The 12,635-nt window shown below is 68.9% G+C and carries 12 protein-coding genes; 7 read left to right on the forward strand and 5 right to left on the reverse strand.

The features are described from left to right. Positions 1 to 99: 99 nt before the first annotated feature. From ACLJO0_RS21600 to ACLJO0_RS21615, 4 genes are all read left to right on the forward strand, one after another. On the forward strand, positions 100 to 1,572 hold the full coding sequence (locus ACLJO0_RS21600; protein WP_410580241.1) for a S8 family serine peptidase: 1,473 nt from the start codon (positions 100 to 102) through the stop codon (positions 1,570 to 1,572). A 223-nt stretch (positions 1,573 to 1,795) separates the two neighbouring features. Then, a complete protein-coding gene (locus tag ACLJO0_RS21605; RefSeq protein WP_005154552.1) occupies positions 1,796 to 2,299 on the forward strand; it encodes a DUF3145 domain-containing protein in 504 nt (167 codons plus the stop codon). A 42-nt stretch (positions 2,300 to 2,341) separates the two neighbouring features. Further along, positions 2,342 to 2,935 carry a hypothetical protein gene (locus ACLJO0_RS21610; protein ID WP_410580242.1) on the forward strand — a complete coding sequence of 198 codons (594 nt, stop codon included), beginning with the start codon at positions 2,342 to 2,344 and terminating at the stop codon, positions 2,933 to 2,935. Positions 2,936 to 3,000: 65 nt separating this feature from the next. Continuing rightward, on the forward strand, positions 3,001 to 5,361 hold the full coding sequence (locus tag ACLJO0_RS21615) for a cation-translocating P-type ATPase (RefSeq protein ID WP_410580243.1): 2,361 nt from the start codon (positions 3,001 to 3,003) through the stop codon (positions 5,359 to 5,361). Here ACLJO0_RS21615 and ACLJO0_RS21620 read toward each other — a convergent pair. Next, positions 5,342 to 6,898, reverse strand: a complete 1,557-nt coding sequence (locus tag ACLJO0_RS21620) for an alpha/beta fold hydrolase (protein ID WP_410580244.1) — start codon at positions 6,896 to 6,898, stop codon at positions 5,342 to 5,344. The two genes, ACLJO0_RS21615 and ACLJO0_RS21620, sit on opposite strands and share 20 nt — an antisense overlap. Before the next feature lie 139 nt (positions 6,899 to 7,037). Between ACLJO0_RS21620 and ACLJO0_RS21625 the strand changes: the two genes are divergently transcribed. Both ACLJO0_RS21625 and ACLJO0_RS21630 read left to right on the forward strand, forming a co-directional pair. Beyond that, positions 7,038 to 7,547 (forward strand): RICIN domain-containing protein, encoded by a 510-nt coding sequence (locus ACLJO0_RS21625; RefSeq protein WP_410580245.1) that lies wholly within the window; start codon positions 7,038 to 7,040, stop codon positions 7,545 to 7,547. A gap of 47 nt (positions 7,548 to 7,594) precedes the next feature. Further along, positions 7,595 to 8,164, forward strand: coding sequence for a hypothetical protein (locus tag ACLJO0_RS21630; RefSeq protein ID WP_410580246.1), 570 nt, complete (start codon positions 7,595 to 7,597; stop codon positions 8,162 to 8,164). A 52-nt stretch (positions 8,165 to 8,216) separates the two neighbouring features. Here ACLJO0_RS21630 and ACLJO0_RS21635 read toward each other — a convergent pair whose 3' ends face one another. The 4 genes from ACLJO0_RS21635 to ACLJO0_RS21650 form a co-directional block, all read right to left on the reverse strand. Continuing rightward, on the reverse strand, positions 8,217 to 9,467 hold the full coding sequence (locus tag ACLJO0_RS21635) for a beta-ketoacyl-[acyl-carrier-protein] synthase family protein (protein WP_410580247.1): 1,251 nt from the start codon (positions 9,465 to 9,467) through the stop codon (positions 8,217 to 8,219). Positions 9,468 to 9,507: 40 nt separating this feature from the next. Next, positions 9,508 to 9,753: an acyl carrier protein gene (locus tag ACLJO0_RS21640; RefSeq protein WP_004559006.1), complete on the reverse strand. Its 246-nt coding sequence runs from the start codon at positions 9,751 to 9,753 to the stop codon at positions 9,508 to 9,510. A 68-nt stretch (positions 9,754 to 9,821) separates the two neighbouring features. Beyond that, positions 9,822 to 10,805: a beta-ketoacyl-ACP synthase III gene (locus ACLJO0_RS21645; RefSeq protein ID WP_125792815.1), complete on the reverse strand. Its 984-nt coding sequence runs from the start codon at positions 10,803 to 10,805 to the stop codon at positions 9,822 to 9,824. Continuing rightward, positions 10,802 to 11,728 carry an ACP S-malonyltransferase gene (locus ACLJO0_RS21650; RefSeq protein ID WP_410580248.1) on the reverse strand — a complete coding sequence of 309 codons (927 nt, stop codon included), beginning with the start codon at positions 11,726 to 11,728 and terminating at the stop codon, positions 10,802 to 10,804. Before ACLJO0_RS21650 ends, ACLJO0_RS21645 begins: the two co-directional genes overlap by 4 nt. 199 nt (positions 11,729 to 11,927) lie before the next feature. Here ACLJO0_RS21650 and ACLJO0_RS21655 point away from each other — a divergent pair, with 199 nt between their 5' ends. Next, positions 11,928 to 12,497, forward strand: coding sequence for a DinB family protein (locus tag ACLJO0_RS21655; protein WP_410580249.1), 570 nt, complete (start codon positions 11,928 to 11,930; stop codon positions 12,495 to 12,497). Positions 12,498 to 12,635: the final 138 nt, after the last annotated feature.

Below are 12,635 nucleotides of genomic sequence, written 5' to 3' on the forward strand. Positions count from 1 at the left end.
GCTCCGAAAAGTTGTAATGCGCGTGAGCACCGTCACCCGTCCGGGTGGTACTCGTTGGTAAGTGACAGTTCCTTGCCCCCTGTCACCAGGAGAAACGCAATGGCCGTATCTCGTCCCTGGCGTCGACGCGCAGCGCTCGTCTTCGCCTTGCTAGCAGTCCCGGCCGCGGGGATGGTCCCCGCGCAGGCCGCGGGACCGCTCGCCCCCGTCGCCCCCGGACTGTCCCGCCTGCTCTCCGCCGTCACCGGCGCCACGGGGGTGACCGCGCTCGTGCACGCCGACGACGTCGCCACCGCCGAACGCGCGACCCGCTCGGCCGGACTCACGAAGATCACCTCGTTCGGGAAGATCGGCGTCGTCGCCGTCCGGGGCACCGCCGACCAGGTGCGCGCGGTGCGCGAGGCCGCCGGGGTCACCTACGTCGAAGGCAACGAGAAGCTCAAGGCGCACGGCAGCCCCGGCACCACGGCGACGCGGAGCCTCCAGACGCAGGCGCAGCTCAAGGACGCAAGCGGCGCTCCCGTGGACGGCAGGGGCGTCTCCGTCGCGATCATCGACACCGGCGTCGACCCGACCCATCCGGCGTTCAAGGGCGCCGACGGCAAGACACGGGTGGTGCGCAACCTCAAGAGTCTCTGTATCGACGGCACGGCGACGAACTGCATCGTCGACGTCCCGACCTCCGTCGACACCGACACCCTCGCCCTCGGCGGCCACGGCACGCACGTCACCGGCATCGCCGCCGGGAACCAGCTGACGCTGACCGACGGCACCAAGGTCGGCGGCTCGGCGCCGGGTTCGAAGATCGTCTCGGTCTCGACCGGGGCGGCGCTGCTCGTACTCGGCACGGACGCGGCGCTGAACTGGGTGCTGGAGAACCACAAGGCACCCTGCGGCGCGGGTGTCGCGGCGTCGGTCTGCCCGCCGATCAAGGTGACCAACAACTCCTACGGTCCCAGCGGCGGCGGCGCCTTCGACCCGAACTCGGCGACCGTGAAGCTGCAACGCGCGCTCGCCGCGGAAGGCGTCGTCACGGTGTGGGCGAACGGGAACGACGGCGGTGACGGCTCGGCGAACCTCTCCAACCCGCCGGGGCAGGACCAGACGCCGGGCGTGCTTTCCGCGGCGTCGTTCAACGACCAGGGGACCGGCACCCGCGACGGCACGGTATCCGACTTCTCCTCGCGCGGTCTCAAGACGGACCAGGCGAGCTGGCCCGACGTCTCCGCGCCGGGGGAGAACATCCTCTCGTCCTGCCGTCCCACGCAGCCGATCTGCACGCAGGGCCTGCAACCCAAGAACGGCCCTGGACTCCTGGACCTCGCCACCTACAACGTGATCAGCGGGACTTCGATGGCGGCACCGCAGATCGCCGGCATCGTCGCGCAGCTGTTCCAGGTCGCGCCGTCCGCGACCCCGGGTGACATCGAGGCCGCGATCAAGGGCACGGCGTACAAGTTCGCCAACGGCTCGCCGTACGTGGCGGCCGGGCCGTACACGTCGAGCTTCGACAAGGGCGCCGGCCTGATGGACACCTTCGCCGCGGCGAAGTCCCTCGGCGCCCAGGGTTAACCCGCGTGAAGGCCCCCTTCACGCGGCTGAGCCCAGTGAAGGGGGCCTTCACGTGAGTCACGCGTCCCAATCAGGTGCGACTTATGGTGTTCATGTGGCCAAACAGCACAGTTGGGGTGCACAATGTGCTCACGCGTACCGGGAGGCGGCACGAGCCACCTGACCAGCGCAGCTCGCGAGGTCGTAGGGGAAGACGCCCCTCGTCGAGTAGCGGAGGTCAGCAGTGAGCACCCGTGGCAACACCCGTGGCGTGGTGTACGTCCACTCGTCGCCGTCTGCGGTGTGTCCGCACGTCGAGTGGGCCATTTCGGGCACCCTGGGTGCCCGAGTCGAGTTGAAGTGGACGGCGCAGCCCGCCAGTCCAGGACAGCTCCGCGCCGAATGTGGTTGGCGTGCGCCTTCGGGCACCGGCGGAAAGCTGGCGTCCGCGCTCAAGGCGTGGCCGATGATCAGGTTCGAAGTCACCGAAGAGCCCAGTGCGGGGGTCGACGGCGAGAGGTTCTGTTTCGCCCCGGGTCTCGGCCTGTGGCACGGCAGGACCAGTGCCAACGGCGACATCGTCGTGGGTGAGGACCAGTTGCGCGCTCTCGTGAGCAAGGTCCGCGCCGGCGAATCGTTGGCGCACAAGCTCGACGAGCTCCTCGCCGCCAACTGGGACGAAGCGCTCGAACCGTACCGGCACGCCGGTGACGGTGCCCCGGTCACCTGGCTGCACCAAGTCGGGTAGACGCCGGTGAAGACGGAAGAGGCGGGCGGCTAACCTTTCAGGGTGACCGCCCAGCCTCGCCCCTTCTCTCGCCAGCGGTGGCTGATCCCCGTCATCGTGGTCGTGGTCTCCCTGACCGTTGGCGTCGGGCTGCTGGCACGCGATCTCTACCTGCGCCCGGAAGCCGCGCCCACCGAACCGGTCGTCAGCGACTCGCCGACGTCGGTCGCCCCGGAGGAGCAGCCTGGCTCGCCGGCCGTCGAGGTGACTCCCGACGTCTTCGCACATCCGCAGTACCAAAGCGTCCGGCAGGTGCTGCAGGGATATTTCGACTCCATCAACGAACGCGACTATCCGAAGTGGACTTCGGTGGTCACCCGCGAACGGGCGAAGACCAAGACAGCGGCGGAGTGGAAGAAGGACTATCAGTCCACTCGGGACGGCAGCATCCTCGTTTACCGCATCGAGCCGGGCGCGCCGAACACGCTCCGGGTACTCGTCGCCTTCACCAGTACGCAGGACGTCGAAGACGCGCCGGTGTACCTGCCGGAGGCGTGCATCCGCTGGCGGCTGGTGCTGCCGCTGCGGCTGGAGAGCGGGTCGTGGCGCGTCGACACCACCGAAGGCGGTACCAACCCCGAACACGAAAATTGCTGAAGTAAGGGGTGACATGGTCCCGCAGGCTGACGCGGGCGGGGACCGGGCGGAATAGAGTCGCGGGCATGGCAATAGATCAGCCGGCCCTGCTGACCGACGCCTCGAGGGGGCTCACCAGCGAAGAGGTCGCCCGGCGGGTGGCCGCGGGCCAGACCAACGTCGTCTCGACGAAGACCAGCCGGACCACCGGCGAGATCATCCGCGCGAACGTCTTCACCCGGATCAACGCGATCTACGGCGTGCTGTTCGTGCTCATCCTGTCGACGGGGTACTTCATCGACGGGTTGTTCGGCGGGTTGATCATCGTCAACAGCGCGGTCGGCATCATCCAGGAACTCCGGGCGAAACGGACCTTGGAGCGGCTCGCCATCGTCGGTCAGGCGAAGCCCACGGTCCGCCGTGACGGGCAGAGCGCCGAGATCGCCCCGGAAGACGTCGTGCTCGGCGACCTCGTCGAACTGGGGCCCGGCGACAAGATCGTCGTCGACGGCCCGACGCTGACGGCCGACGCGCTGGAGGTCGACGAGTCGCTGCTGACCGGTGAATCCGATCCGGTGGTCAAACAGCCAGGCGACAAGGTGCTCTCCGGCAGCTTCGTCGTCGCGGGCAGCGGCACCTACCGCGCCGACGTCATCGGCGACGAATCCTACGCGGCGAAACTGGCCGCGGAGGCCAGCAAGTTCACCCTGGTGAAGTCGGAGCTGCGGCAGGGCATCGACAAGATCCTCAAGTTCATCACGTACCTGCTCGTCCCGGCGGGCGCGCTGACCATCTACAACCAGCTCGCGGGCGACCAGGCGTGGCCGGACGCGCTGCGCGGCATGGTCGCGGCGCTCGTGCCGATGGTGCCCGAAGGACTGGTGCTGATGACCAGCGTCGCGCTGGCGGTCGGCGTCATCCGGCTCGGCAAGCGCCAGTGCCTGGTGCAGGAACTCCCGGCGATCGAGGGACTCGCCAGGGTCGACGTGGTGTGCGCGGACAAGACCGGCACGCTCACCGAGAACGCGATGCGGCTTTCCGAGGTCCGGGAGATCACGCCGGGCCATCCGGTGGACGACGCGCTGGCCGCGCTCGCCGCCGCCGATCCCCGGCCGAACGCGAGCCTGCAGGCGATCGCGGAGGCGCACCGGACCGATCCGGGCTGGCGGGTTTCCACGACCATGCCGTTCTCCTCCGCGCGCAAGTGGAGTGGCGCGTCGTTCAACGGCGACGGCGACTGGGTGCTCGGCGCGGCCGACGTCCTGCTGCCCGAAGGGGAGCACCGGGCGGAGGCCGAGAAGATCGGCTCTCGCGGCCTGCGCGTCCTGTTGCTGGGCCGCGCGGAGCGCGCCGTCGACGCGGCCGAGGGACCCGGCGACATCGAACCGGTCGCGCTCGTGGTGCTGGAGCAGAAGGTCCGCCCGGACGCGAAGGACACTCTGGACTTCTTCGCGCACCAGGACGTCGCGGTCAAGGTCATCTCCGGCGACAACGCCATTTCGGTGGGCGCCGTCGCGGGCACCCTGGACCTGCCGGGCGCGGACAAACCCGTCGACGCGCGGAAGCTCCCGGACGACGCCGAAAAGCTGGCCGACACCCTGGAGGAACGCGCCGTCTTCGGCCGCGTGACCCCGTTGCAGAAACGCGCGATGGTCGGTGCCCTGCAGTCGAAGGGCCACACCGTCGCGATGACCGGCGACGGCGTGAACGACGTCCTCGCGCTGAAGGACGCGGACATCGGTGTCGCCATGGGTGCCGGCAGTCCCGCCACCCGCGCGGTCGCGCAGATCGTGCTCCTGGACGACAAGTTCGCCACCCTGCCGCACGTCGTCGCCGAGGGGCGGCGCGTGATCGGCAACATCGAGCGCGTCTCGAACCTGTTCCTCACCAAGACGGTGTACTCGGTGCTGCTGGCGCTGATGGTCGGCATCGCGCAGGTGCCGTTCCCGTTCCTGCCGCGGCACATCACCATCACCGCGTGGTTCACGATCGGCCTACCCGCCTTCGTGCTTTCGCTGGCGCCGAACAACGAACGCGCCCGCAGCGGCTTCGTCGGCAGGGTGATGCGGATGGCCGTCCCGGCCGGGCTGGTCATCGCCACCGCGACCTTCGTGAGCTACCTGCTGGTGTACAAGGGATCGGGACAGTCCGAACTGGACAAGATCCAGGCGGGGACGACCGCGCTGATCACGCTCATCACGATCGCGCTGTGGGTGCTCGGGATCGTCGCGCGGCCGTACCGGTGGTGGAAGATCCTGCTGATCGGCGGGATGGTCGTGCTGACGCTCGCGTTGTTCCTGATCCCGTTCACACAGAAGTTCTTCGCGCTGGACCCGAGCGTGAGCGCGTACACGCTGTCGGCGTTCGCCTGTGCCGGGGTGGGGATCGTGCTGGTGGAAGTGGCCTGGTGGGCCGGGCGGTATCTGGTCAAGCGTCAGGAGGCGTGACAGCGAGGAAGTCCAGGATCGCGTTCACGACCGCGTGCGCGTCTCCGACGTACGGCAGGTGGCTGCGGCCCTCCAGCACGGCGAACCGGGCGTTCGGGATCCGGGTCGCGAGCTCCTTGCCCAGCTCGTAGGGGATGGCCCGATCGTCGCGCCGGTGCAGCACCAATGTCGGGACGGCGATCCGGTCGAGCAACTCGGTGACGCGGAATTCGTAGCAGGTGGTCAGCAAACCGGCGGCCGCCTCGGCCGACGCCGTCGCGCGCTGCATGCGGACGAACCGCGCGCGGGCCGCCGCGTCGCCGTCGGGCATCAGGACGTCGGCGAGCAGTTCCGTGCCGAGGCCCCAGTTCTCCCGGACCAGGCCCACGAACGCCCGCCGGGCGGACGCGGGCGCGATGGCGCCGCCGTCGGCGTACCCGCCGTACAGCACGAGGTGATCCACCCGGTGCGGATAGCGGGCCGCGAACGCCAGCGCCACGGGCGCCCCCATCGACACGCCGAGCAGCGCCACCCGCTCCGCTCCGGCCGCGTCGACGACCGTGCGCAGCCCTTCGACCTCGCCGTCCAGCGATCGCGGCCGGAGAACGGGCCCGGACAACCCGGTACCCGGCATGTCGTAGCGGATCACCCGGTGTCCGGCCAACAAGGGCGCGTAGAGCGCGCGTAGTCCCGGGTCTTGCCAGCCCAGCTCCAGCGCCGCGATCCAGCCGGGCGGGACCACCAGCGGGGATCCCCGGCCGGTGGCGTTGTAGGCGATCCGCGCGCCGGAGCCGGTGGTGCAGAACCTGTTCGGCTCGGCGGTGAGGGGCGCCGGTGACCGGTCCAAGGCGGTGTCCTGACGGAGCAGTGCGGCATGCGACTCGCGCAGCGCCGGACCCGGCTCGACACCCAGCTGATCGTCCAGCGCCCGCCGCAGGCGGTCGTACACGTCGAGCGCGTCCGCCTGCCTTCCCACGCCGTACAACGCGAGCATCAGCTGCCGGTGCAGGTTCTCGCGGAACGGATGCAGGCGGCACAGCTCTTCCAGCTCGGGCACGAGCCGCGCGTGCTCGCCGAGCGCCAGCCGCGCCTCGCCCAGCGCTTCCACGGCGTCGAGTCGCAGCAACGCGAGCCGCTCGGCCTGCTCGTCCAGCCACGTCATCCCGGTGACGTCGGCCAGCGGCCTGTCCCGCCACAACGTCAGTGCCTCCCGCAGGCACGCCGCGGTCGTGGCGGGATCCGCCGCCCGCCCGGCCTGATCGATCAGACGTTGGGCGTCTCCCAGATCCGTCGCCGCGTTCAGGACATAGCCAGGGGAGCGAGCCACGATCGCGTCGCGGTCGCCCAGCATCCGGCGCAACGCCGAAACGTGGGTCTGCACCGTGTTCGCCGCGGGCGGCCGGGCGCCCCACACCAAGTCGGTGAGCCGGTCGACGCTCACGATCTCGCCCGCCCGTAACGCCAGCACGGCGAGCAACGCCTTGCGCCGCAAGCCCCGTACCGGCCGCGCCGCACCATCGGCCACCACGTCCACCGGCCCGAGAATCCGCACCAGCATGAGACCCCCCTCCTGGAGAGGTCGTCCCCCGAGGCGGAAACGTTCCACCGCAGCGCGGGCGCAGCGGTGACGCAGCACTCCCGGCCAGTCTCGACGCACCAGGCCGCGATCGGCGGCACCCAGGGAGACGAGGGGAATCATGAAGGCCAAGATCATCGGACTGCTGAGCGCCGCGCTCGCGGTGACGGCGCTGGCCGCACCGCCCGCAAGCGCGGACGGCTACAACCGTGTGCGCAACTTCGGCAGCAACAAGTGCATCCAGCCGCACCCGGGCAACCCGCTGGGGAACAGCGTGCCTGTGGTGCAGATGCCCTGCAACAACAACGCCGTCCAGAAATGGGCGATCGTCCCCAACACGCCTGGCACCTTCCGCTTCATCAACCAGGCGAGTGGCCGCTGCCTCGATGTCCTCGGCAGCAACACCAACAGAGCCCCGGTCATCCAGGTGAGCTGCAATACGAACAGCGGTCAGCGGTGGGTCCCGCCGGCGTTCCCCAACTCCGTGCCGGACTTCATCCGTTCGAAGGTCGGCGGCGGCAACCCGACCCGGTGCCTGGACGCCAAGGGGGAGACCGCGGATCTCACGCAGATGCAGATCTACGACTGCCAGGAGGACCACCCCATGACACTGTGGTTCATCCACCCTTAGACGAACAGGGCCGGCGTGGTGGTGCGGCCGGCGAGGAGAGGGAGCGAATGAGTCCAGCCGTGGCGGCACTTCTCGGAGCCGCAGCCGGAGCGATGGCGGCATTGGTCGGCAGCATCATCACGAACCTCGTCACCGTACGCAACGAACGTCTGCGACATGAGAAGGCCGAACACGCGGCTTACATCGCCGCGCTGAGAGAGCAGGCGGCGGGCGTCTTCTCCGCCATGTTCGCGATCCAGCACGCGATCAACTGGGTGACCTGGTTCGCGAAGAACGATCCTTCGGAACTCGATGAGGCGAGAATTCGATCATACGACGACGAGGTGCATGCGGCGATGCCGAAATGCCTCGGCCTGATGACCATGGTCGCGAGTCTCAACTTGAAGGTGTACGAGGAGATTCAGGCCACCTGCGAGGTGATCTACGAACTGGACCGCAGGGTCGCGTCGGCACTGCACAACCTCGGCGCGGACAGGGAGAAAGCACTTCGCGAGCTGCGCGACCATTGGGAGCATGTCGTCGAAATCGAGTACACGCTCCCGCGTCAGGTCGCTCACGTCATGAACATCGCGGAAGCCGATCGGCCCGATTTCAAGCAGCGCGCCCGAAGTACGTAAAGGCCCCCTTCACTGCGCTAGACGCAGTGAAGGGGGCCTTCACGTACTGAAATCAGGCCGCCGGGGTGAACAGCAGCGCCGTGTTGTGCCCGCCGAAGCCGAACGAGTTGCTGATCGCCGCGCCCAGCTCGACCTTGCGCGCCTCGCCGGAGACGACGTCGAGCTGCACCTTCGGGTCCAGGTCCTCGAGGTTCAGTGTCGCCGGGATGAGCCCGTGGTAGATCGCCAGGATCGTGGCGATGCCCTCGACCGCGCCCGCACCGCCGACCAGGTGACCGAGCGCGCCCTTGGGAGCGGTCACCACCACGTGCTCGCCGACCGCGTTGCGGATCGCCGCGGCCTCGCCGACGTCGCCGACGACCGTCGAGGTCGCGTGCGCGTTGACGTGGCCGACGTCGGCAGGGGAGACCCCGGCCATCGTCATCGCCTGCCGCATGGCGGCGATCTGGCCGATGCCCTCCGGGTGGTTGCCCGTGATGTGGTACGCGTCCGAAGTGATCCCGTAGCCGCTCAGCTGCGCGTAGATCCGCGCGTTGCGGGCCTTGGCGCGGTCCGCCCGCTCGAGGATCACGACACCGGAGCCCTCGCCGAGGACGAAACCGTCACGGTTCACGTCGAACGGCCTGGACGCCTTCGTCGGGTCGTCGTTGCGGGTGGACACCGTCCGCGCCTGGGCGAAACCGGCGAGGGTGATCGGGTGGATGCACGATTCGGCACCACCGGCGACCACGACGTCGGCCCGGCCCGAGCGGATCATCTCGTAGCCGGCGGCGATGCCTTCCGCGCCCGACGCGCAGGCCGAGGCGGGCGAGTGCACGCCGGCCCGCGCCTTCAGGTCGATCCCGACGTGAGCGGCGGGGCCGTTCGGCATCAGCATCGGCACGGTCAGCGGGGAGACCTTGCGGAGTCCCTGCTTGTGCAGAAGGTCGTTCTGGGAGATCAGGGTGACCGGACCGCCGACACCGGTACCGATGGTCACCCCGAGGCGCTCGGGTTCCACATCCTGATGCTCGTCGGTCGGCTGCTCGAAGCCCGCGTCCGCCCAAGCCTGCCGGGCGGCGATGAGCGCCACCTGCTCACAGCGGTCCAGCCGTCGGGCCTGGACCCGCGGCAGGACTTCGGACGGGTCGACGGCGAGCATGGCGCCGATCTTCACCGGCAGTTCGAGTTCGTCGACCCAGTCGGCTTCGATGCGGCGGATCCCGCTCGCCCCGGCGAGCAGGCCGTCCCACGTGGACGCGACGTCCCCGCCGAGCGGCGTGGTCGCGCCCATCCCGGTGATCACGACGTCGATGTTGCTCATTGGAGTCTCCCCAAGGTCGGCGCCAATCAAGAAGTCGGACTTACTTGGAGTTGGCCGACACGTAGTTCACCGCGTCGCCAACGGTCTTCAGGTTCGCGAGCTCGTCGTCCGGGATCTTGACGCCGAACTTGTCCTCAGCCTGAACAGCGATCTCCACCATGGACAGCGAGTCGATGTCGAGGTCGTCCACGAAGGACTTCTCGGCGGTCACGTCGTCCTGCGCCACACCGGCGACCTCTTCGACGATCTCGGCGAGGCCGGCGAGGATCTCTGCGTTGTCTGCCACTGGTTGTTCCCTTCTCGGTGATGCTTTCGGCTGCCCTGCGGACACGGTGTCCGCAAGGGAAGTATTCATCACGGGCAGATGAAGGCCTGGCCCGCGTAGGAGAGTCCGGCACCGAAGCCCACGGCGAGTACGACGTCGCCCTGTTTCACGGTGCCTGCCTTGCGCATGTGGTCCAGCGCCAGCGGAATCGACGCGGACGAGGTGTTGCCCGAGTACTTGATGTCGTCGGCCACGACCATGTCCTCGCGGGCGCCCTTGGCGCGCAGCTTCTTGGCGATGGCTTCGACGATGCGCAGGTTGGCCTGATGCGGGATGAGCACGTCCACATCGGACGGTTCGAGCCCGGCCAGTTCCAGCGCGTGCAAGGCGATCGGCGCGATCTGCGTGGTCGCCCAGCGGAAGACCGACTGGCCCTCCTGGTAGATCCACTTGTCGTCGCGCATGTAGATGAGGTCGACGTGCTCGCCGGCGCTGCCCCACGCGACCGGGCCGATCTGCGGGGTGTCGGCCGCGCCGACCACCGCCGCGCCCGCGCCGTCGGCGAAGATGATCGCGTTCGCGCGGTCGACCGGGTCGACGTGGTCGGTGAGCTTCTCGGCGCCGATGACGAGCGCCTTCTTCGCGGTGCCCGCCCGGATGAGGTCCGAGGCGACGCCGATGCCGTAACAGAACCCGGCGCAGGCGGCGTTGAGATCGAACGCGGCCGGATGCGTGATGCCGATCCGGTCGGCCACCTGCGCGGCGGCGTTCGGGATCTGCGTCGGCATCGTGCAGTTCGGCAGGATGACCGTGTCCACTTCGGACGGATCCACCCCGGCGTCCGCCAGCGCGGCGGTGCCTGCCTTGACCGCCATGTCGACCAGCGACTCGTCCTTTTCGGCGAACCGGCGCTCGACGATGCCGACCCGATCGCGGATCCACTGGTCGTTGGTGTCCATGATCTTCGAGAGATCGTCGTTGGTCACGATCTTCTCGGGCTGGAAGCTCCCGACACCGAGGATGCGGGTCCCGGCGGCGCCCGGCGCCTGCCGCAAGGTGGATCGGTCGGTCACGAAGCGTCCTCCTGCCCCTGAAGCTTCGCCAGCTCGGCGGGCGTCTTCAGAGCGATCGTGGTGGTCACGGTTCCCTTGAGCTGCCGCTTGACCAGCCCGGTCAGCGTGCCCGCCGGCGGAAGTTCGAGCGTCGAGGTGACACCCGCGGAGACCAGACCGTCCATGGTCAGATCCCAGCGCACCGGGTTCGTGACCTGCTTGACCAGCCGGTCGAGGTATTCGGCCCCGCTGGTGACGACCTGGCCGTCGGCGTTCGACAGCAGCGGACGCGTCGGGTCCGCCGGGGTGATCTTCGCAGCGTGGGCGGCCAGCGCTTCACGCGCGGGTGCCATGTAGGAGGTGTGGAACGCGCCCGCGACCTTGAGCGCCCGGACCTTGGTGCCCTCCATCGGCTCGGCCACGATCTTCTCGATCGCGTCGGCGGCGCCGGAGGCGACGATCTGGCCGGCGCCGTTGCGGTTCGCCGCGGCGAGGCCGTGCCCGTCGAGCCACGCGACGACCTGCTCCGGGTCGCCGAGCATGACCGCGGCCATGCTCGTGGGCTCCAGCGCGCACGCCTTCGCCATTTCCGCGCCGCGGACGGCGGCCAGCGCGACGGCGTCTTCGGGGCTCAGCACCCCGGCGATGGCGGCGGCCGCCAGCTCACCGACGGAGTGACCGGCGACCGGCGAGTCCGCGGCGACCGGGGCCTCACGCTGAAGGTGCTCGAACGCCAGCAGCGACAGCGCCACGATCAGCGGCTGCGTGATCGCGGTGTCCTGGATCTCCTCGGCGTCGGCTTCGGTGCCGAGACGGACCAGGTCGAGACCGGCCCGCTCGGACCAGGCTTCGACGCGCGCGCGGGCACCGTCGAGCTCGAGCCAAGGGGAGAGCATGCCTGGGGCTTGGGAACCCTGACCGGGGGCGAGGACTGCGACTGTCACCCCACTAGAGAACACTCTCGGCCACCATGGTCGTGATGCCGACGCTCACCAAGTCCGGCCGACGTAATTGTGGGAACCCTCCAAAAGTGCCATCCTGATCTCTGCGCTTAACCCAAAAGCCTTGTCGGGTTCAACCAGCTTTCCCTATGAAGTCCGTCACTGCGCAGAGTCACCGGCCGGTTGGTGCATGCTCGTGCGCATGATCGACGATTTCGCGAAGGAGTACCTGCACGGCGAACTGCGGGAGATCCGTGAAGTGCTGCTCCGGAAGCTGGACGGGTTGTCCGAGTACGACATCCGTCGTCCGCTGACCACGACGGGGACCAACCTGCTCGGTCTCGTCAAGCACTTGTCGGTCTGGGAGGCCCGGTACTTCGGCGAGGTCTTCGATCGGCCGTTCCCCGAGCCCGTCCCCCGATGGGACGATCTCGAGCAGCGCGGTACCGACCTGTGGGCGACCGAACACGAAACTCGCGAGGAGATCGCTGGCCGCTACCGGCGCGTCTGGGAACACTCGGACGCGACCGTCGCCGCTCTCGCCATCGACTCGCCCGGCCACGTGCCCTGGTGGCCACGTCCGGACGTGCTGCTGTTCAACGTCCTGGTCCACATGCTCACGGAGACCAGCAGGCACGCCGGGCACGCCGACATCCTGCGCGAGCAAGTGGACGGCGAGGTCGAGACGACCCGGCAGGACGCGGCCTTCTGGGAGAACCGGCGGGCGGAAATCGAGCGGGCGGCCAAGGCTGCCGAGTCGGCCACGGCCTGACCGTATGAGCTTCAGCGGCACCAGCGTTCACGCAGGCGGCGCGTGAAGGAAACTCGACCTTCACACCTTCCCGACGCCATGAAAGGTCCTTTCCTTGCAAATTTTGCAAGGAAAGGACCTTTCATGGCGTTGCCGGGT

This window comes from Amycolatopsis sp. lyj-108 (genome assembly GCF_046549005.1).
Classification (GTDB): domain Bacteria; phylum Actinomycetota; class Actinomycetes; order Mycobacteriales; family Pseudonocardiaceae; genus Amycolatopsis.